General features: G+C 41.3%; 12 protein-coding genes and 1 pseudogene. 6 read left to right on the top strand and 7 right to left on the bottom strand.

The annotated features are described in order from the left end of the window. Positions 1 to 23: 23 nt before the first annotated feature. Positions 24 to 1,907: a propionyl-CoA synthetase gene (locus tag ABX891_RS05155; protein ID WP_354629026.1), complete on the top strand. Its 1,884-nt coding sequence runs from the start codon at positions 24 to 26 to the stop codon at positions 1,905 to 1,907. Positions 1,908 to 2,071: 164 nt separating this feature from the next. After that, a pseudogene (locus ABX891_RS05150) lies at positions 2,072 to 2,930 on the top strand (MBL fold metallo-hydrolase). 248 nt (positions 2,931 to 3,178) lie between these two features. Here ABX891_RS05150 and ABX891_RS05145 read toward each other — a convergent pair. From ABX891_RS05145 to ABX891_RS05120, 6 genes are all read right to left on the bottom strand, one after another. After that, positions 3,179 to 3,391, bottom strand: coding sequence for a PDZ domain-containing protein (locus ABX891_RS05145; RefSeq protein WP_354630107.1), 213 nt, complete (start codon positions 3,389 to 3,391; stop codon positions 3,179 to 3,181). A 286-nt stretch (positions 3,392 to 3,677) separates the two neighbouring features. Then, positions 3,678 to 4,970 (bottom strand): sensor histidine kinase, encoded by a 1,293-nt coding sequence (locus tag ABX891_RS05140; RefSeq protein WP_354629025.1) that lies wholly within the window; start codon positions 4,968 to 4,970, stop codon positions 3,678 to 3,680. Further along, on the bottom strand, positions 4,967 to 5,650 hold the full coding sequence (locus ABX891_RS05135; protein ID WP_354629024.1) for a response regulator transcription factor: 684 nt from the start codon (positions 5,648 to 5,650) through the stop codon (positions 4,967 to 4,969). The genes ABX891_RS05140 and ABX891_RS05135 overlap by 4 nt, the downstream gene beginning before the upstream one ends. Beyond that, complete coding sequence (locus ABX891_RS05130) at positions 5,650 to 8,838, bottom strand: efflux RND transporter permease subunit (protein WP_354629023.1); 3,189 nt, start codon at positions 8,836 to 8,838, stop codon at positions 5,650 to 5,652. The genes ABX891_RS05135 and ABX891_RS05130 overlap by 1 nt, the downstream gene beginning before the upstream one ends. After that, a complete protein-coding gene (locus tag ABX891_RS05125) occupies positions 8,838 to 9,983 on the bottom strand; it encodes an efflux RND transporter periplasmic adaptor subunit (RefSeq protein WP_354629022.1) in 1,146 nt (381 codons plus the stop codon). The genes ABX891_RS05130 and ABX891_RS05125 overlap by 1 nt, the downstream gene beginning before the upstream one ends. Beyond that, positions 9,980 to 11,341: a TolC family protein gene (locus ABX891_RS05120; RefSeq protein WP_354629021.1), complete on the bottom strand. Its 1,362-nt coding sequence runs from the start codon at positions 11,339 to 11,341 to the stop codon at positions 9,980 to 9,982. Before ABX891_RS05120 ends, ABX891_RS05125 begins: the two co-directional genes overlap by 4 nt. Before the next feature lie 153 nt (positions 11,342 to 11,494). Between ABX891_RS05120 and ABX891_RS05115 the strand changes: the two genes are divergently transcribed. From ABX891_RS05115 to ABX891_RS05100, 4 genes are all read left to right on the top strand, one after another. Then, positions 11,495 to 12,187, top strand: coding sequence for a hypothetical protein (locus tag ABX891_RS05115; protein ID WP_354629020.1), 693 nt, complete (start codon positions 11,495 to 11,497; stop codon positions 12,185 to 12,187). 198 nt (positions 12,188 to 12,385) lie between these two features. Then, a complete protein-coding gene (locus ABX891_RS05110) occupies positions 12,386 to 15,130 on the top strand; it encodes a cadherin-like domain-containing protein (RefSeq protein ID WP_354629019.1) in 2,745 nt (914 codons plus the stop codon). A 16-nt stretch (positions 15,131 to 15,146) separates the two neighbouring features. Next, on the top strand, positions 15,147 to 17,825 hold the full coding sequence (locus ABX891_RS05105) for a TonB-dependent receptor (RefSeq protein WP_354629018.1): 2,679 nt from the start codon (positions 15,147 to 15,149) through the stop codon (positions 17,823 to 17,825). Continuing rightward, positions 17,818 to 18,885 (top strand): cytochrome-c peroxidase, encoded by a 1,068-nt coding sequence (locus ABX891_RS05100; RefSeq protein WP_024605820.1) that lies wholly within the window; start codon positions 17,818 to 17,820, stop codon positions 18,883 to 18,885. The genes ABX891_RS05105 and ABX891_RS05100 overlap by 8 nt, the downstream gene beginning before the upstream one ends. Here the strand turns inward: ABX891_RS05100 and ABX891_RS05095 are convergent. After that, the gene (locus ABX891_RS05095; protein ID WP_206013204.1) at positions 18,880 to 19,797 is read right to left on the bottom strand and encodes a LysR family transcriptional regulator; all 918 of its coding nucleotides are present in this window, start codon (positions 19,795 to 19,797) and stop codon (positions 18,880 to 18,882) included. The two genes, ABX891_RS05100 and ABX891_RS05095, sit on opposite strands and share 6 nt — an antisense overlap. Positions 19,798 to 19,853 lie beyond the last annotated feature (56 nt).

The raw sequence follows: 19,853 nt of genomic DNA, 5'->3' as shown, positions 1-19,853 counted from the left end.
AAATTTAGCTTTAGGAGCCTTACATGTCAGGCGAATATAAACAGCAATATAATGCCTTTAAACAAAACCCAGCCCAATTTTGGCTCGAACAAAGTAAAAATATTCCATGGTATAAAACCCCCACAAAAGCATACACACAAGACGACGACGGGCTTTATCATTGGTTTAGTGACGGGCAATTAAACACCAGTTTTTTAGCGCTAGACCAACACGTTATTGCCGGATTTGGCGAGCAAACTGCACTGATTTACGACTCTCCAGTCACTAATACAAAGCAAACTTATAGCTACTCACAACTACAACAAGAAGTTGCTAAATTTGCAGGAGTAATACAATCGTTAGGTGTTACAAAAGGCGACCGCGTTGTTGTTTATATGCCAATGATCCCACAGGCGGTTATTGGTATGTTGGCGTGCGCTCGCCTTGGTGCTATTCATTCGGTGGTATTTGGTGGGTTTGCTGCACACGAATTGGCTGTACGCATTGATGATGCCAAGCCCAAACTTATACTTAGCGCCTCATGCGGTGTTGAAGTAAACAGCGTTATTGAATACAAACCACTTATTGATAACGCAATAGACTTAGCTACTCACAAAGTAGAACACTGCGTTATTTATCAGCGTCCACAAGTAACCGCCACTCTTAAGCCTAAACGAGACATAGATTGGACTCAGGCAATGCAAACGGCTGCAAGCGCAGATCCGGTGCCTGTAAATGGTAGCGATCCGCTTTATATTTTATATACCTCAGGCACGACAGGCACACCCAAAGGCGTAGTGCGCGAAAATGGTGGTCACGCAGTGGCAATGCAATACAGCATGGAAACCGTTTATGGTATGAAGCCCGGCGACGTATTTTGGGCAGCGTCTGACATTGGCTGGGTAGTTGGGCACTCTTATATAGTTTACGCGCCGCTAATGTATCGCTGCGCGACCGTATTATATGAAGGTAAACCGGTTAAAACACCCGACGCTAGTGCATTTTGGCGCGTGGTTGAAGAATATAAAGTAAATGCATTATTTAGTGCCCCCACCGCATTTAGAGCGATTAAAAAAGAAGACCCCAATGCCGATGGTTTTAATCAATACGATACCTCTAGCTTAAAACGTTTGTTTTTAGCCGGCGAGCGGTTAGATCCTCCCACTTACGAGTGGCTTAAAGAAAAAACCAAACTGCCAGTGCTCGATCATTGGTGGCAAACAGAAACCGGCTGGGCTATTGCTTGTAACCCTGTAGGGCTTGAGTACTTAGCAACAAAACCTGGCAGCTCTACAGTGCCTACTCCAGGTTTTGACGTGCGAATATTAGATATGGATGGCAATGAATGCGCAGCTAACGAGCAAGGCGCCGTGGTAATTAAACTGCCACTTCCACCGGGTTGCCTGCCAACAATTTGGCAAGATACCTCGCGCTTTAAAGCGAGCTACCTAAATGAATACGAAGGTTATTATTTATCTGGCGATGGCGGTTATATTGATGAAGACGGCTACCTATTTATTATGGGCAGAACCGACGACGTTATAAATGTAGCAGGGCATAGGCTTTCTACTGGCGAAATGGAAGAGATAGTAGCCGCGCACCCTGCTGTTGCCGAATGCGCTGTTTTTGGTGTAAACGATCCCCTAAAAGGGCAACTCCCTATGGGAATGATCGTGCTTAAAAATGATTTTATAGGCTCAAGTACCGACGTAGAACAAGCGCTTGTTTTAAGTGTTCGTAATCAAATTGGCGCTATTGCGTGCCTTAAAAATATAGTTAGCGTAGATAGGTTACCTAAAACCCGCTCGGGTAAAATACTGCGTAAAAATTTGCGCCAACTAGTTGATGGCGAAGAGCTACAAATACCTTCAACCATAGATGATGCCAGTATCTTTGAAGAAATAAACCAACAACTAACACAAAGATAAACCCAACCTATCTAAAGCCATTTTTATAATGGCTTTTTATTTCATCCTTATATTTGATCCTTTTACTTAAGCTTTAATTTAACCAATAGCTGAAATTTTTACGGCTTAATGCTTTCTTCTTTTAATAGCGTTATTAATTTAATCAATTTAAAAAGGAATGGTGTATGCCCCGCTTGCTACAAAAACTATTAACCACAGCCCTATTGTTTATAGGCTTTGCCACACAAGCCTATGAAATAGAAGACTTAGGAGATGGCTTACACCGCTTTATAGACGACAGACACCGCTCAGTATTTTTAATCACTTCTTAAGGTGCAATTGTTACCGACCCGCTTAATAAAAAAAGCCGCCACCTGGTTAAACGAGCAAATTAAAACCCGCTATAACGTACCGGTAAAGTATGTAATTTATAGCCATAATCACAGCGATCATATTTACGGCGCCGAGGTATTTAAAAACCCGCACACCACGTTTGTAGCGCATAAACTCGCTGCGCAAGATATTAAAAACACGCAAATGAAAACAGTAACGCCCAGCCTTACTTTTGATAACGAGCTACTACTTACCCTTGGTGATTCTACAGTAAAGCTTAACTACCATGGTCCAAACGATGGTCGTGGTTCGGTTAGTATATTATTCGAAAAGCAAAAAACACTATTTGTAGTTGATTGGATTGTTATTGGCAGAATGCCGTGGCAAAAGCTGTGGAGCTACGATATTCAAGGCATGATTAATTCAACCCAAGCGGTACTCAAATATAACTTTGATACCTTTGTAGGCGGACATGCCGATATTGGCAGCAAGGCTGATGTAGCGCGCTATTTAAGTTATTTAGAGCTTTTATACAGCCAAGTAACAGCAGGCGTTTTAGCCGGTAATACGCTTGATGAAATTAAAAAAAATGTAAAATTAGACCAATTTAGTGACTTTAAACAGTTTGATGCATGGTTACCGCTTAACATGGAAGGCGTGTACGAGCGTTTAATGGAAGAGTCTGGTATGGGTTGGCGCAGCGATTTATAAGCTTTAATCTAATAATTATTGGTATTGCCGTATTTAACGCAATACCAATGTATTCATTAATTAGTTAAATAAAGTTATTACTGATCAAACCTTTTTAATCTACCTCAATTACTTTAAGCAGTAACCTACATACAAACCGAGTAAGTAATACTCCAATTGCATCTAGTTCATTTACACAAACCCACGCTTTGGGAATAAACATACTTTATAGGCTGGATATATTTAGGTATTTTAAAAACGTCTTAGGTTTACCAAGCATTCATAGGGATTTTTAAAGGTACTTGGCTACCATCTTCATTCTCTAAAAGTAATTGTAAAATCTCTCCAGACTCCTTGCGCATTAATTCTTTTGCTTCACTGGCAGGGCAGCCTGGAATTTTACAGCCTTCTATAGAAATGATTTCCTGTCCTGCAACAATCCCTGCTTTTTCAGCGGATGAATTAGGCTCTACTTTTTCAATAATAAAATGATGTTACCGTCGGACTAAAAAAACCATCAGCGCCAACGTTCCCCACAACTCCAAGTTTAACCTTCTCTGCAGCCAAGGCATTGAAAGAAGTAATTGAGATTAAAATAATTATGAATTTGAACATATGAATTAACACTCCATGTAAGTCTATCGTTAATATTCTTTACTATTCATAGTCTTAACAAATTACTTAACACATTACTATCACTAAGTTTTTATATTCTCAGCGTTAAATTAAATATTTTTGAATGTAACAACCTAAGTATAAAAAAGTCTATTAACTAAAATCGACCACCACTTCATAACGCCCAGGCATGTCGTTTACTTTGTATACCCAACCGTGTCGTTTTATTATTTTTTCGCTTAACTCTAATCCTAAACCGTAGCCAATATTGGCGGGCTTGTTTGTGTTATTAGCAGTGTGTGGCATATCCGTTTGTTCGCTGCTATTTACTATAATTACGCGGCTACCTTGTTGAGTAATACGCACTTGACCTTGTTGCGTATGCTGATACGCATTACGTATTAAGTTAGTAAGCACAATGTGGCATGCGGTGGCTTCGGTACTAATAGTCGTACTTTGGTTATCAGTATTTATAAGTACATTAACTTGTTTTGAATTGAGTAAATAATCGAGTTCGTTACCCAAGGTCGTTATTTTAACAGCTAGGTTTACAGGCTCTGGGGAACTTTGCTGGTCGTCATTTCTGCTAAGCCACAATAACATCTCGGTTAAATCGCTCATGGTTAAACCGGCGCGCTCTATTCGCTGCAGTGTAAGTTGCTGTTTGTCGCTTAAAGGGGCTTTTTCGCTTAAGCGGTTAAGTAATTCAACGTTGCTGCGAATAACCGAAATTGGTGTACGTAACTCGTGGCTCGCATAACTTAAAAAGCGCTGTTCTCGCTCAAGGCTGTCGTGAGCTGAAAGTAAGCTACTGCGTATTAACGTTGCTAAGGTATTTAATTCGTTATAGGTAAAATCGGGCGGCGTGTTTTGTAAATTATTTTGATTTAACGACTTAGCCCAATTGCGTAGCGATTCAACTGGCTTAGCTATTTTTTTCATTACCATAAACAAAAAGAAGGTAAATAAGGCAATGGCTGCAAAACCTGTTATGGCTATCAATGTCATACGGTGTATTGGTTTTACAGTTCCCATTCTTTTAGGGCGATCTTTTTCAAGCATAATGCGCGATATATAACGCGCCTCACCATTTGGGTTTTGATAGTAAACAACAAAAAACAAGTCTGCGGGCATAGCAAACAATGAGGTGTCATCTTTCATTTTTTGTAGTACGCCTGCTTCATTTGGCATAACTTCAAATTTTTGCTGTATTATTTCTGGCATGTCTTCCCAACGGCTTGCCACATTAAATCCAACAATATTTTTTGGCTGACCGTCTTCAACTTCAGTGGTTTGCGAAAGCTCAAACATAACTCCGTTTAACCCTCGGTCTAAGCCATCAATAAAATAATTAACACTTAAAAACGAAAAACCAATTGCCATTAATGAACTTAAAAGCACCATGGTGGCAAAAAAATACAACCTCAGGCTGGGTCTAATTTTCATGCTTGTGTCCCATTTTTTAATTTTAGCGCAAACCCTACACTGGGTATTGTTTCTAGTACGGCTTGGCAATGCGCCTGCTCTAGCTGTTTACGCAAATGATGAATATGCACTTTTAAGCTATTGCTGTCTGGCTGATCGCCTCCCCATATTGCTTGCATAATTACCTGTCGGGTTACCGGTTTTTGCTGCTCTCGTACAAGCACTTCTAATAACTTAAAAGTAATGGGTGATAACTTTAAACTGTGCTCTGCCACTGTTGCTGTATGCGCGGTTAAATTAAGTGTTAAATTAGCAAATGTAAGTCGCTTAACCTCTCCACTTTTACGCTTTGCTAATACTTGAACCCGCGCTACTAGCTCTTTCATCGCAAATGGTTTTACTAAATAGTCGTCACTACCGGCTGCAAACCCCTCAAGCTTATTGTCCAGGCTATCGCGCGCTGTCAGCATTAATACAGGTATATCAATGCCTTGCTCACGCAATGATTTACACATGGTTAAACCGTCCATTTTGGGCATGTTTACATCTAATATAATCATTTGATATTGATTACGTTCTATTAAATTTAAACCCATTACGCCATTGCTTGCATGGTCACACTCTATTGACTCAATTTCGAGATAATCAACAATGGTGGTTGCCAAATCTATGTCGTCTTCAACCAGTAGTACGTTTATCATTAAGAGGCTACTTCCTGCGTTTTATTTTTAGCACCTAGCGATATTAGCACAGCATCAATACCGCGTTTAGCATCGGTTTGAATCATCAATAATGCCGGTATAAGTATTAAGGTAATAACCGTGGCAAACAAAATACCGTACCCAAGTGATGCCGCAGCAGGAATTAAAAATTGTGCCTGCATTGAGGTTTCGCTAAGTAGCGGCACTAAGCCTGCGTACGTCGTAATTGAGGTAAGTAATACCGCACGTAATCGGCTCGTACACGACTCAACGATGGCATCGTGCGTGCTCATGCCCTCTTCTTTTACTAGTTCGTTAAAGCGTGAAACAAGTAATAAGCTGTCGTTTACAACTACCCCACTGAGCGCCAAAATACCATTTAACGACAATATACTAATGGTTAAGTCGTTCCACCAATGTCCTAAAATAGCGCCCACAATGCCAAACGGAATTGCTACCATAATCAACATAGGTTGAATGTACGATTTAAGCGGAATAGCCAGCAACACGTAAATAACTAATAAAGCCGCTACAAACATAGTGCTCATTGAGCTGGTGGTTTCGCTTTGTTGCTCTGCCTCTCCTGCAAAATACACACTTAAGTTAGGAAATTGCTGTGTTAACTCAGGAATTAAGTCGCGCTTTAAATTAGCAACTAACTCGTTTGGAGCAATCACGTTTTTATCTACTTGGGCGCTTAAATAAATTGCACGAAGTCCATCAATGCGGGTTATTTCATCTTGCTGATATTCACTGCTTACTGTGGCTACGTTAACTAAAGGGACAACCGTGCCATCGGGTAGGCGAATACGCGACTGCATTATATCGGCAGGTGTTTTACGAGCATCTTCTGGGTAGCGTACACGTACTTTAACTTCGTCTTTATTACGTTGGTAGCGCTGTACAACTGCACCACCAAAGGCTTGCAGTACTTGCTTTGATAAACTAGCTGTATCCATGCCAAGCGCGCGCCCTTGTGCATTTAGGGTAAATTTAAGCTGTGGCTGACCTGGGTTTAAGTTGTCGTCTATTCCGTTAACGCCTGCGGTATTTTGTAAGCGCTCCTTAAATAGTGCACCCGCCGCCATTACGGTTTCGTCGTCCCACGCTTTAAGTTCAACTTTAAAGTTATCGACCATTTTACGCGTGGCTAATATTTGTAATTTTTTACTGCCCTCAAGGCTACCTGCTACGCGCTGCCATTCTTGAGCAAATTCGCTTGCTGTAAAAGCGCCTTCGTTTAATAGCTCAACGCTTACTTCACCGCTGGTGTCGCTGCTACTAATGACTTGTAGGCTGGTTATTTCGCTTTTGTCAGAGCTCAACTTGGTCATTAAGTTTTGCTCTGCTTGTAATGCACTTTGCTCAAGCGTTAGTAAATTTGTGTTTGTTTGCCCATAAGCAGCGTCGTTTTGCATAACTAAATCGGCTGTTACGGTGTCGCCTGCAATACTTGGGAAGAAACCAACCTTTACTGTGCCTGTCATTGGCATGCCAATAACCAGTATAAAAAAGGCGATAAACGCAGCGACTACGGCGTATCTAAAGCGCAGTGAAAATTCAATAACCTTGCAGTAAATGTTTTTACTAAACCAGTTTAAGCCACTATCAGCACCATGTTGTATTTTTGACCACAGACCTCCTAAGCCTTTTTTAACTTGGCGTTTAGTACTAATGTGGGCTAGATGCGAGGGTAAAATAAGTTTTGATTCAACAACTGAAAGCAGTAAACAAATAGTTACTACTGTAGCAAATTGAGAGTAAATTTTACCTAAGTTACCTGACACATTCGAAAGCGCCACAAACGCGGCAACGGTGGTTAACACCCCAAATATTGTTGGCACGGCAACCTTCATAGTACCTAAAACCGTGTTATTTAATGTATCGCCATGCTTTTTACGTGTGGTGTAAATACTCTCGCCCACAACAACGGCATCGTCTACCACTATGCCCAGCGCCATAATAAAGCCAAAGGTGGTCATTTCGTTTATGGTCAGTGCGGTGTAGCCATCGGTCATAAAATAAAGCGTGCCAAAAAATACAAACGGCAAGCCACCAGCCACCCATAGCGCTACGCGTACGTTTAAAAATATGGCAAGTATTACAAACACCATAATAATACCGGTCACCGCGTTTTTAGTAAGTAGCGATAAACGCTCGGTGATCATGGTGCTTTTGTCGTGCCAGCTTTCAAGCTCTACGTTTTGGGGTAATAAACCGCTTTCGTGCCATTTATCTATTACGCTATTAGCTTGCTTAACAATGGTAGTTATATCGCTGTTATCGCCCATTAAAATTTCAACGCCTACGGCATTTTGTTGGTTATAACGGCTTAATGAGTTGCTGTCTTCGGCAAATGAGTCGGTAACTGTTGCTACATCGCCTAACTTAATTTGCGTGCCTGATGCAGTGCTCAACAATACAATATTGGCAAAGTCGCGCTGCCAGTAAGCTTGGTCGGCGGCTTTCAAGCGTATAATTTTACTGCTATCGCGCAAACTAGTCGAAAGCGGGCTTGATGACTCATTATTAATGACCTCACTTACATCACTAATAGTTAAGCCATACGCTTGTAATTTACCTTCGTCGATTTCTATGGACATCATCGGGTCGAGCACACCCGATTGCGCTACGTCGCTAATGCCTGATTGCGCTAATAAATCGGCTTTAAGTTTTTCACCCAGGTTTTGTAATGTATGGCGATCGGCATCCCCAAAAAGTTGCAGCGTTAATGCATGATCTTGCCTACGGGCTTTATCAATAACAGGTTGCTCAGCATCTGCGGGAAAGTTATTAATAGCGTCAACTTGGTTTTTAACGTCAACAAGTAACTCATCGAGTGAGTAATCAGTACTTTTTTCAATGCTTACATGGCTGCCGCTAGCATCGGATGTAGAGGTAATACGTTTAATACCTAATACGGTTTCGAGCGCTTCTTCAATTTTTAACGCTATTCCTTCTTCGGCTTGCAATGCATCGCCACTGTCGTAAACCACCGATACCGAAATAGTATCTGGCTCTAAACTCGGAAATGCCTCTTTACGTAAAGTCGTAAGCGACATAATACCCATTACAATCACACTAACTAACAATAAGTTAGCGGCAACAGAGTTATTTGCAAACCAATTAATAATACCGTGCAGCGGGTTATTATTACTGGGTATTTGAGGTGGTTGATGAGGGCTCATTATTGTATCTCCTCAACTATTGGATTTACTTTCATGTCGTTTAAGTAACTAACAAGTGGGCGCGCCACCACTTTTAGATTTTTAGCACCATCTACTGGCGTAATATATACGTAATTCCCACGCTCAAATACTTTATTAGCGTGTGTGCTTACTAAGCTATTTTGATCATTGACGTACCAAATTAAGCCATCTTGAGATACCGCCGAAGCAGGCAGTTTTATTACGTTACTTAACTGCTTACCGGCAATTTCTACCGCTAAAAATGTGCCAGGCAGTAACGGCGTTGTTTGCTCAAACGGTTTATCTAAGGCAACAATTACGCTGCGTTGACGCGAGCTGTCATCAAGGTGTTGCTCAAAACGTGCAATATAACCGTTCCATTTAGTATTAGTGGTTACATCAGTTAAAATAACCTCGCCTGATTTATTATTTGCTAGGTTTTGCCACTGACTTAATGAAAGCGGTACCGTTATTTCTACTTTGTCAGTGCTGTTTAGCGTGGCAAGCGTATCGCCAATACTCACATAAGTACCTAAATCTATATCGCGCGATAAAATAACAGCGTCAAATGGTGCACTTAACTGGGTGTTATTTACATCACGCTGTGCGGTTTTAAGTGCATATTGTGCTTTATCGAGCGTAGCTTGCGCGGCTTCTAACTGCAGCGTTCTAAATACAAGCGGCGAGCTTGGCGCTTGTGTAACGCCTGAGCGATCCCATTCACGTTTTGCTTGATTACCTAAATCTTGTTCTTCTTGCAGTGCTAGTTTTGCATCAGCCAATGTCGCTTTTGCGCTAGCTAGAGCTTGTAAATATTCGGTGTCATCAATTTGTGCAAACACCTGCCCTTTAGTTATTAAGTTACCGGTCGCAAATTGCTCGCTCATACTGGTTACTTCGCCCTTAACTTGTGCTTTTAAGCTAAGTGACCAATGCGCTTTAGCTTCACCTTGGCCGCTAACATAAGCCTGATAAGTGCTCGGAGCTGCATTAATTACCGATACATTTGGGGCAATAGCTTTAATAGCGGCAGGTTGTGGACTATTTGCTTTTTCAGCCATTTTTTGACCGTTATACACAATAGCAAGCCCTATACAAACAATAGCAACAAGCGTTACAACAACCGGTGTTGGCGAAATTTTCATGACGATACTCCAAGGCCCAAAGCGAGGCCTAAATCTATGCGGTTAGTTAAAAGGGTGTAGTTTATTTGGCTAAGCTGGGCTTGCAGGTCGTATACTTTTTGTTGCACTGTTAGCAAATCTAAAATATCAACCAAACCTTGTTGATACTTACTTTGATAGTTACTAAAGCTGCGTTTAGCGCTAGCAAGTGCATTGCTAATTTGCAGTTGCTGCTCGGTTAATGATTGCTCCTGCCCGAGTGCATTTTCAACTTCGTTTACCGCACTTAGCAGCGTATCTTGGTACTGCCAAAACGCTTGCTCGGCATTTAATTTTGCAATATCAACTTGCGCACGCAGTGCTCCACCTTCAAATAAAGGGGCACTTAAACTGCCTAATAAACTCCACATTGGGCTGGTTAATAATGCTTGGCTTGGCGTGCTTGCTAAATCACTCAGTGATGCCGAAAGCGAAATACTAGGTAGTAGCTCTTTGTACGATACATCAACCAAGTAATGCTTTGCCTGAATGTTGTAATAGGCACTTTGTAAGTCAGGTCGGCGCGCTAAATCTTGCTCTGGTAATGTACTTAATGGCTCAATAACGTTTGGTAGTGTTAATGTATTTGGCAGGTTTTGAAGTTTATCAGTGCCTACAATTAGCATTAAAGCACGCTTTGCTTTTGCTATTTGCTCTTGATAGTCGGCAATGGTTGCGCGAGTAGATGCCGTGCTAGTACGGGCGGTATCAAGCGCTTCTAAATCACCTAACCCATATTGGTAGCGCTCTACAATACTTTGCTCATTATTTTGTAAAACAACTAAACGTTGCTTCTCTATATCGAGCAAATTTTGCTGCAAAATAATATTTAAATAAGTACGAATAACACTCGCTACTAATGTGTCTTTAGCGCCTTGATAGGTAGCTTGGTTACTGGCAATAGTCATATCTTGCGCGGCTACATTGTCAGCAATTTTTTGCCATATATCGGCTTCCCAGCTTATACCTACTGATGAGCTATATTGCGTGCCTTCGGTTTCACTGCGCTGCGCGTCAAATCCCGCATCTACACTAAACCACTGACTTGCAGCAGTTACATCACGCTGCGCATAAGCTAATTTTAATGCAACATGCACTTGATTAAACGATGGGTTATTAGTAACAGCTTGCTCAATAAGCGAATCAAGCCCTTCAATATCCACCAAATCGGTAATGTAATTTACTTGCTGTGCGTTATTTTGCGTGTACTGCCAGTTTGTATGTTGTTTTAGCGACTGCTCAGTACTATTACCTTGATAGCTTGGCTGACTACTACATGCAGCAAGCGTACAACTAAGTGCAAATAACAAACTGGTTGAGTGCTTTTTAAAATAAACCATTTAACTATGCCTAATTCGTACTATTACACATAGCTTATTAGGGCAAGGGTTAAGAGTGGGTTAAAAGGAGTTAACTTACTTTAGACAAATTAGTATTTGCCTCGCTTAGCCAAATTACGTAGCCTTTGGCAAAAATACTCATTCAAAACCCACATGCATAAATTAATTTTTACCCTTTTTTTAATACTCCCTACGTTATTGCAGGCTCAAGTCACTTTAAGCGATAAAACGCTTATTTATAGTGGTCAAATCAACAAACAAAATAACAATACAGCAGCTGAGCTGTTAAAAAACAATCCCACAATTAATACCTTTACTATTACCAGCGGCGGCGGAAACATAGCTTTAGGAATGGATTTAGCCGAGCTAATTTTGGCGCATAAATTAACCGTAAATATAAAGCAGTTTTGTTTTTCATCGTGTGCTAATTATGTGTTGCTTGCTGGGCACCCTACTACAATAGAACCTAATGCAATTATCGGTTGGCATGGCGATGCAGCCTCAGCAAAATGGTTAGACAGTGATATTGATGCCATGGTAAAGCATTTAGAAGAGCCGCAAAAAAGCCAAAAGTGGGAAGAATTACGTGCTCATTACGATGAGATAATTAATAAAGCAAGCCTGCGCGAAAAAGCCCTATACAAAAAATTAAACGTAAATCATGATTTACTCACTGTAGGGTTAAAACCCAATTTACGCAGCGCAGCTATAAAGCAACGTGCCCGTGGCTGGACTTATTCACCTAAAGTGCTTAACTATTTTGGAATTAGCAATATTAGCTATAATAATTGGCAACCTCGCTCAGCTAAAAACTTCCCCCTTCTTATTATTAACGATCTTAAATAATTAATTGGTACCCCTCCATTTAGTAACACTCTCTTATTTGCAATATAAACCCTGTTAAGAGCAGGGTTTTGCTTTTTAGGGACATTTTCAACCTCAATTGAATACTCAATATTTATAATACAAATACAGATTAAACTTTTAAATCTAATTGATATCAGTTATCATTCGCAACATCATTAACTTTTTATATTAACAACAATGAACAAGCTAATTAAGTTTACCCCAATATTATGCGCCCTTGCTTTAGCTGGCTGTGGTGGTGGCTCTGGCAACACAGCCCCGCAGTTTGCACAACCTAATTTAAGCTTTACTGTAAATGAAGACACTCCATTTACTGCTCAAGTAACAGCCACCGACGACGATACCCTTAGCTACACACTTGCTAATGCACCAAGTAACGGCACTATAGCAGTAGAAGCAAATGGTCAATTTACGTATACGCCTTTTAGTAATTATTATGGCGAAGATACCGCGACAATTAGCGCAAGCGATGGCAACTTAACAGCAAATGTTGTAGTACGTTTTAGCGTAGAAAATGTTAATGATGCACCACAGTTACTAACCACTAATGTGTTTGTTACCTCTTCAACCACCACACAAGGGATTATTACTACGCAAGATTTAGATGGTGACACCGTAACTATTAGCTTAATTACACCACCTAGTAATGGTGTAATGAGCATAAATAGCACCACGGGTGAATTTACCTATGAGGCACAAACTCTAAGCAGCATTGATGAGCAATTTGAAATTAGTTACACAGATGGCCTAATTAGCGAGCCATTAACTGCAATTATTTCGTTAAGCCCTTCTTATGTAACTAACGAAGACAAACTTAATTATTACTACAGTTCTAGACTATCTCATCTAAAACAAGCAGATGAACTAAGCGCAAATATTGCTGACGAACTGTCTCGTTACGATATATACGCAACCCAAGCTGCGGCCTATGCGCGTGCAGGATTTTTAGATACTGCTAACGACTATTTAGCACTTATAAACGAGCAAACGGCGCGTTCTTCGGCACTAAAAGATGTGGCGCAAGCACTTGATGAAATAGGCCAAACAGAGCAAGCAAACGATTACCGCGTCCAAGCGGTAGCGGCCTACAACCAATACTTAGCTGATAAAGGTTTCGATAACATTGCCTCATCAGACGCATCAGCACTTTACTCTTTAGTAAAAAGCTACCTAGACGCCGATCAAGTCTCGCAAGCAAGTAATTTGTTGAATACAATTTCGTTATACGCTGAGCAAGTACGCGAAGACGAATACACATCAAGCTATGGCTACTTTTTAAATAGCGTACGCTTATCAATAGATGATGCCCTACAAAGCTATGCACAAAGCCTAGATGAAAGCGATTTAACTCAAGCCAAATTACTTGCCAATAACTACGCGCAACTTGCGGTAAAAACGGGTTACAGACTTGTACGTAGCGGCGAATACGAAGGCCAACCATACGAGCAATACAAAACGTTGCACGGGGCTTGGGCTGCGCAATACCTTTATAGAGCTGGCGAATTTGAAACAGCGAAAGATTACACTAACCAAGTCCTTGCTATGTATGACTCTACCGGTTTTGATAGTAACTACGCCTACTCAGCGTCGCCATACAGCGCCGCTACATTAGATAACTACACTTACCCTATTCAATTTTTAGCGGGCTTAATTGAAGGCTTATACCAAAGCGACGAAAACCCAGCAATAACGCTGTCAGACAGCGAAACCGATATAAACAACGCGCAAGAGCAAGTATATGGCTTTAATATAGCTAACCGCCTACTTGCCGGTGAAGATATAACAAGTGCCGCAGCACAAGCTCGCAGCTTTTTTACTGAAAATGGCGATTACAACGAATTTTTTAGAGCACTTACCGAACTTGATAACGTCCCAGGCACAGGCCTAATTTTAAGTGAGGCCGGCAGAAACGACTTAGCACAGCAAGTATTTACCTATGCGGGCGACTTTTTAGCCTCTGATGAATACATTAGCAAAGAGTCATCAACCACGTTTTTAACGGGTTTTAAAGGCTGTAAGTCATTAGTAAGCTTAACAGCGCGAGTTGGTGGTGATACAGCAAGTGCGGCTAATAAATGTTTAACCATACTTAATACGCTTAACGATGGCGACATACGCACGCTAAGTAATAGCTCATCAATTACGGCGCATAATCAAGTAATAGTATCGCTAATTGAAGGCGGCTTAGCGGAGCAAGTAGCCGGTGTACACAATCAACTACTTAGCTATATTGCACTAGATGAAGATACCGAAGACAGATTTGAAGCCCGCCTAGAAACCTTAGGTTACTTAGTTAATGCAAACCAAACATCGCTTGCAAGCACCACTTTAAATGATGCAATTACAGAAATAACACCTGCGTTAAATGAGTTAACAAGCGATCAGCTAGAAACTATTTTAGCCGCTGTTAAAGCCGAAGTAATTGGTTTAGAAGAAGCTCAAACAGGTGAATTTTTACGTTATTCTATGCTTTCAAGTATGGGTTCAAACGCAGCGAACATTAGCGACTTTTCAGCAAATTATAGTAATGCAAAAACACAAGCTAGCATGCTTTTAAATACGCTTGAGCCTCTTATTTTGGGCTTTGCCGGTACAATTATTGCCGACAACATGGCAGACTTAGTTAACAGTTTTACGTTAATTAACAACATTAGCAAAGCACAAAGCTTAATTAGTAACGGGGTTAATGGCGAAGCCGATCAGCTTGAGCTTTACATAGGCATGACCAACTTAGTCGCCTCTCGCGATGACTTTAGAGGCATAGCGATAGCAAGCGTAGATACCGACCACGACGGCTTACCTAACTTCTTTTTACCTAACACCAGCGATGAAGACATAGCCTTAGCAGGATTAATTGCCGACCAAGATGCCGATAACGATGGCGTCATTGATAGCGAAGACACTACCCCACTAGGTATTTAAATAAGAGCCGTAATAAATGCAGACACCGACTACCCTCGCGTGTCTGCTTTTGCTTTCTCAGGGTGTATACGCCGCAGAGCAGCAACAGCAGACCGAACCAAAGCCACAGCCATGTAACGAACTTAAAGATGAGCAAAAAGAGCGCTGTGAAGCACTTGAGCATATTGAAGTAAAAGGCCAGTACATAGGCATAGAAGTACCCGAAGTTATTGGGCGTTCTTATTTAAACCGTGATTTTATAAACGCCACACCTAAAGGCAATGGCGATATAAATGAGCTAATTGCATTGCTCCCTGGCGTGCAGCTAAGTAACGAAGCGTACTCTATTGGTAGCTTAGCTGAGATCAGCGCGCCAGAAATATCAATCTCAGGGGCGCAGCCTTGGCAAACAGGGTTTTCGTTAGATGGGTTAAATTACAATAACCGCATAGACCCAGCAAGCAGCAGCCGATTAAGCTCTTCATCAGACGATGTGTCGGGTGGCGTACAAAGTATGAACGTGAGCTCCGATATAGTTGAATCAATCACAGTTTACGACCATAACATACCGGCTGAATTTGGTGGTTTTTCGGGTGGTATTGTTGATAGTAAAACCAAAAGCGTATTTGCAAACAACAGCTTTAGTTTTGGCGTGCGGGGGAATCAAAGTAGCTGGGGGAGTTATCATTTTATTGAGGCTGATCAAGACAGTTCACAGCAAAATGTTGACCAAAGTACTCTTGAAGAGCCTAAATACGAAAAAATTAGCTATAACCTGCGTGCTAATAAACAAATTAATGAGCGCCATGGATTAATGATGAGCGTTAATTACTTAACCAGCGACATCAGCGATTTATCGCTAGGGGAAGTAAAAACCCAAAGCAGAACAAACATAAATGCGATTGTGAAGTATGGCTACCGAAATAGCTGGGTAGATGCACTAGATTTAACACTAATGTATTCCCCCTACGAAGTTGATAACTTTATAACGGATGCCAAAGACAGTAACTTTCATTTAGAAGGCGGTGCTATTGGCGCCGTTGCGGCATTAACCGAGCATTTTGACTTTGCATCGTGGCACAGTAATCTTAATTTTAGTATGAGTGACAGCAGCCGAGAAGGCCCAGCTCACTTTTATAGCTGGCTACAAGCCAAAGGGAAAGATTGGGGGCAATACGCCGACCAAGGCGATGCGCAAACTCGTTACTCTCGCCAAGGGGGATATGGCGCCCTAGATAATACCCAATACACCACCAGCTGGAAAAACACCCTTGATTTTAAAACGCTGGAGTTTGCAGGCACTGAGCACCGCATTAAAGCCGGTATTGAACTTATTCGCCAAGAAGTAGAACGCGAACGCATACAAAATAGCTACAGCTACGACTCCCCTATTATATGGTCTAGCGCGAGTACGCCACTTAATTGCAGCGGTTACACACTTGATTGCCAAGCACTTCAAACCACTATTTCTATTGATGAGTTAGCAGCACAACTTGGTGGCGAAATTTATTTTAATAATCAATCGCACATTACTGCCTATACAAATAATGTAACCGCTACAGCGCAGTATTTTAATGGCCGTTTAGTCACCCCTGCCGAATACATTAACGTAACACTTAATCGTGCCTCGTTTTATGTAACCGATAGCATCACATTAGGGCAGCTAAACCTAAACTTAGGTATGCGCTACGAATATGATGACTTTTTAGCAAATCATAATATCGCGCCACGTATATCGCTGGGTTACGACGTATTTAACGACAACCGCACTATTATTAGTGCAGGCGTTAACCGCTATTACGACTCTGCCATTATTGGTTATAAAGTCAAAGAACAGCAGCGTTTTTCATATCGAGAATACCGCCCAATTGAAAACGGTTACCTGCAAGGGTGGCTACCTTCTAACTATACTGGCGCGTTTAAGTACCGCTTTGATGATGTAAACACCCCGTACGATGACGAACTCGCATTAGGTATTGCACATTCATTTGAAAAAGCAGGTAATGTATCGCTTAAATATGTCAAACGTAAAAAGCATCAGCAATTTTCTCAGGTTACCGATGAAGAAGCAGGTAGCGATGGCTATAAATATATTCGTATGACCAACGAAGGTGATGGTAGCTCAGAGCGCTATTCTATTTCGTGGAGCGCGCAGTTTGGTAGCCATTCATTATGGGCTAACGCCTCATACGCTGAAAACAAAGTCTCTAACGACGACTACAATGCCACTGCTGAAAATACCCCCCTTGACGAACTCGTTTACTACGAAAATGCAAGTGGCAGCGGCGAGCTTGTAACGCTTGGACAACTTGATCAAATTCGTACAAACTTTGGCACTCCGATTACCGGTGCGCTAGGTTGGAATGTTGATTGGAGCAATTCATTAAGCACAGGGCTTAACGTAACCTTCAGTGATAGCTACACCAGCGCAGTGAGTACCGGCGCAAGCGAAAGCATAGGCCTTGAACAGAGCTGTGCAAATTGTCCTGCAGAATCAACACTTGTTGATGTATACGAAGAACAAGAAATTCGTGCCAGAACCATGCTAGGCCTTAGCCTGCGCTATAGCCACAACCTAACAAAAACCCAGTCAGTTGAAATAAGAGCAGATATTTCTAACTTGTTGAATGCACGTACTTACACAGTAAACGAAGGCGCATCTGGTATTGAGCCTGGGCGTATGTTTTGGCTAGGAGTTAGCTATAACTATGATTAGGTTATTAAGCATTTTTTTTCTGTGCTCATTTAGCTTAAACGCCACACCAACAAGTAGCCACGATTTACGCTCACTGTATAGCAAAGGCCAAGCACACTGGCCTGCTATTCAAACCAGTGATGGCAGAAGTGTTGAGCCCATGTCGCTTTTGCCTGTAGCCTCGCCAAAACCTGAGCATGTTGCTTTAGGTGACAAGCTCTTTCATGATGTGCAGCTCTCGCGTAATAATACCGTTAGCTGCGCAACCTGCCATGAGCGCGACAAAGGCTTTCATGATGGCCGCACAACCGCAGTGGGTATTGATGGGAAAATAGGCACACGCAATACCCCTGCAATTTTTGGTATAGATCAGTGGCAAAGTTTTTTTTGGGATGGTCGCGCTAAAACAGCTGAGCAACAAGCACTTATGCCCATTAGCAACCCAATTGAAATGGACTTAGATCCACAAAAAGCTTTAATGCGGGTCAATAAAGATAAAAGCTATACGGCATTTAATAAAAGTGCTTTTAATTCAAATACGCTCTCTATGGCACAAATGGCAGAAGCCCTCGTTGCATTTGAGCGAACACTCATTGCACCTAATACTCGCTTTAAATCATTTATTAATGAGGTTCAGAGTAATCCAAAAAAAGCGCTGAGACGTTTATCCGATAATGAATTAAACGGATTACATTTATTTAGAACCAAAGCAAAATGTATGACTTGCCACAATGGCGCACTATTAAGTGACAACCAATTTCATGGCACTGGCCTTCATTACTACGGCCGTAGTTTTGAAGATAAAGGCCGGTTTAATTTTACAAATAATCCAAGTGATATAGGGTTATTTAGAACCCCTTCTCTACTTGGTTTAACTGAAACATTTCCTTGGATGCACAATGGGCTTTTTGATGACCTACTAGGCATAGTAAACATGTACAACCATGGTGGAGCAAGACCTAAGCCTAGGAAAAGCCAATTAAACGATCCACACTTTCCTAAAACGACGAAACTGTTAAAACCATTAAAACTCACCAAGCAAGAGCGTTTAGATCTTGTTGCATTTTTACGGATTTTATAAGTTTTGTAATTGCTCTATCAACCATTTATGAATAGGGCTTTTATTAGTACGCGGGTGCCATGCGGCTATTACTTTAAATGTAGGAGGCAGAGCTTCTATTTTTAGCTGTTTAACTTTGCTGTTTGGTAATAATCTTGATGGGTAAAACGCGAGCATATCGGTTGTATGTAAAATGTCGGGCACCGCAGAAAAACTTGGTACCGACATAACAATATTACGTTTTAGCCCTTGGCTTTCAAACCACTGATCGTGCGATCCGCGCAAATTTGCACGAGATGGCGACACCACTAGCTGTGGATACTTTGCAAATTGCGCCAAACTCAAAGGTTCAGTGTAAGTAGTGTTACCTATACCGGTAATACACAAATGCTGTTCTTCAAACAAAGTGATATAAGAAAGGTTGTCGGGTATAAATTCTGGAAAGCTTATCAGCAAATCAAGCTCGCCTGCCGTTATAAGTTGATTAACGTTATCTGATGCAAAGTCGCGCACAATCAGCTTTAAACCTGGCGCTTCGCGGCGAGTAATATTAAATAATTGCGGCAATAAGGCCTGCGTGGCGTAGTCGGTTGCGCTTATGGTAAACACACCTTTATAAGTTTGCGGGCTAAACTGCTCGGGCTCTAGTAACGACTCTAATTGCTTTAAAATATTATTAATAGGTGCCTTGAGCCCTTGCGCTTTAGGAGTAGCAACCATGTTATTGCCTTGGCGAATAAACAAGCGATCGTCAAATAAGTCTCGTAGTTTTCGTAGTTGCTCACTAATAGCTTGTTGCGTTAACCCCATTTTTTTGGCTACTTGTGAAAGATTTTGCAGTTCTAATAAGCTACTGAGTACTCTTAACTGTTTTATATCGAGCCGACTGATACCATTCATAATTGTATGCTGCACAAAAAAGTATTGTTTCAAATTGTATCTTTAAATCTCTATGCTGCCAATGTTGCTTAACCACTATTTAAGCCTTT

Origin of the sequence: Pseudoalteromonas sp. NCIMB 1079 (genome assembly GCF_040567695.1) — a bacterium.
Classification (GTDB): Bacteria; Pseudomonadota; Gammaproteobacteria; order Enterobacterales; family Alteromonadaceae; genus Pseudoalteromonas; species Pseudoalteromonas distincta.
Note: the sequence above shows the minus strand (reverse complement) of the source record. Positions and strands in the feature narration are given on the sequence as shown.

Bases quoted from the DNA above. Each gene is read 5' to 3' on its own strand.
- ABX891_RS05105 (WP_354629018.1), top strand. From the start codon at position 15,147: ATGCAGACACCGACTACCCTCGCGTGTCTGCTTTTGCTTTCTCAGGGT.
- ABX891_RS05155 (WP_354629026.1), top strand. From the start codon at position 24: ATGTCAGGCGAATATAAACAGCAATATAATGCCTTTAAACAAAACCCA.
- ABX891_RS05125 (WP_354629022.1), bottom strand. From the start codon at position 9,983: ATGAAAATTTCGCCAACACCGGTTGTTGTAACGCTTGTTGCTATTGTT.
- ABX891_RS05140 (WP_354629025.1), bottom strand. From the start codon at position 4,970: ATGAAAATTAGACCCAGCCTGAGGTTGTATTTTTTTGCCACCATGGTG.
- ABX891_RS05110 (WP_354629019.1), top strand. From the start codon at position 12,386: ATGAACAAGCTAATTAAGTTTACCCCAATATTATGCGCCCTTGCTTTA.
- ABX891_RS05100 (WP_024605820.1), top strand. From the start codon at position 17,818: ATGATTAGGTTATTAAGCATTTTTTTTCTGTGCTCATTTAGCTTAAAC.
- ABX891_RS05120 (WP_354629021.1), bottom strand. From the start codon at position 11,341: ATGGTTTATTTTAAAAAGCACTCAACCAGTTTGTTATTTGCACTTAGT.
- ABX891_RS05130 (WP_354629023.1), bottom strand. From the start codon at position 8,838: ATGAGCCCTCATCAACCACCTCAAATACCCAGTAATAATAACCCGCTG.
- ABX891_RS05115 (WP_354629020.1), top strand. From the start codon at position 11,495: ATGCATAAATTAATTTTTACCCTTTTTTTAATACTCCCTACGTTATTG.
- ABX891_RS05135 (WP_354629024.1), bottom strand. From the start codon at position 5,650: ATGATAAACGTACTACTGGTTGAAGACGACATAGATTTGGCAACCACC.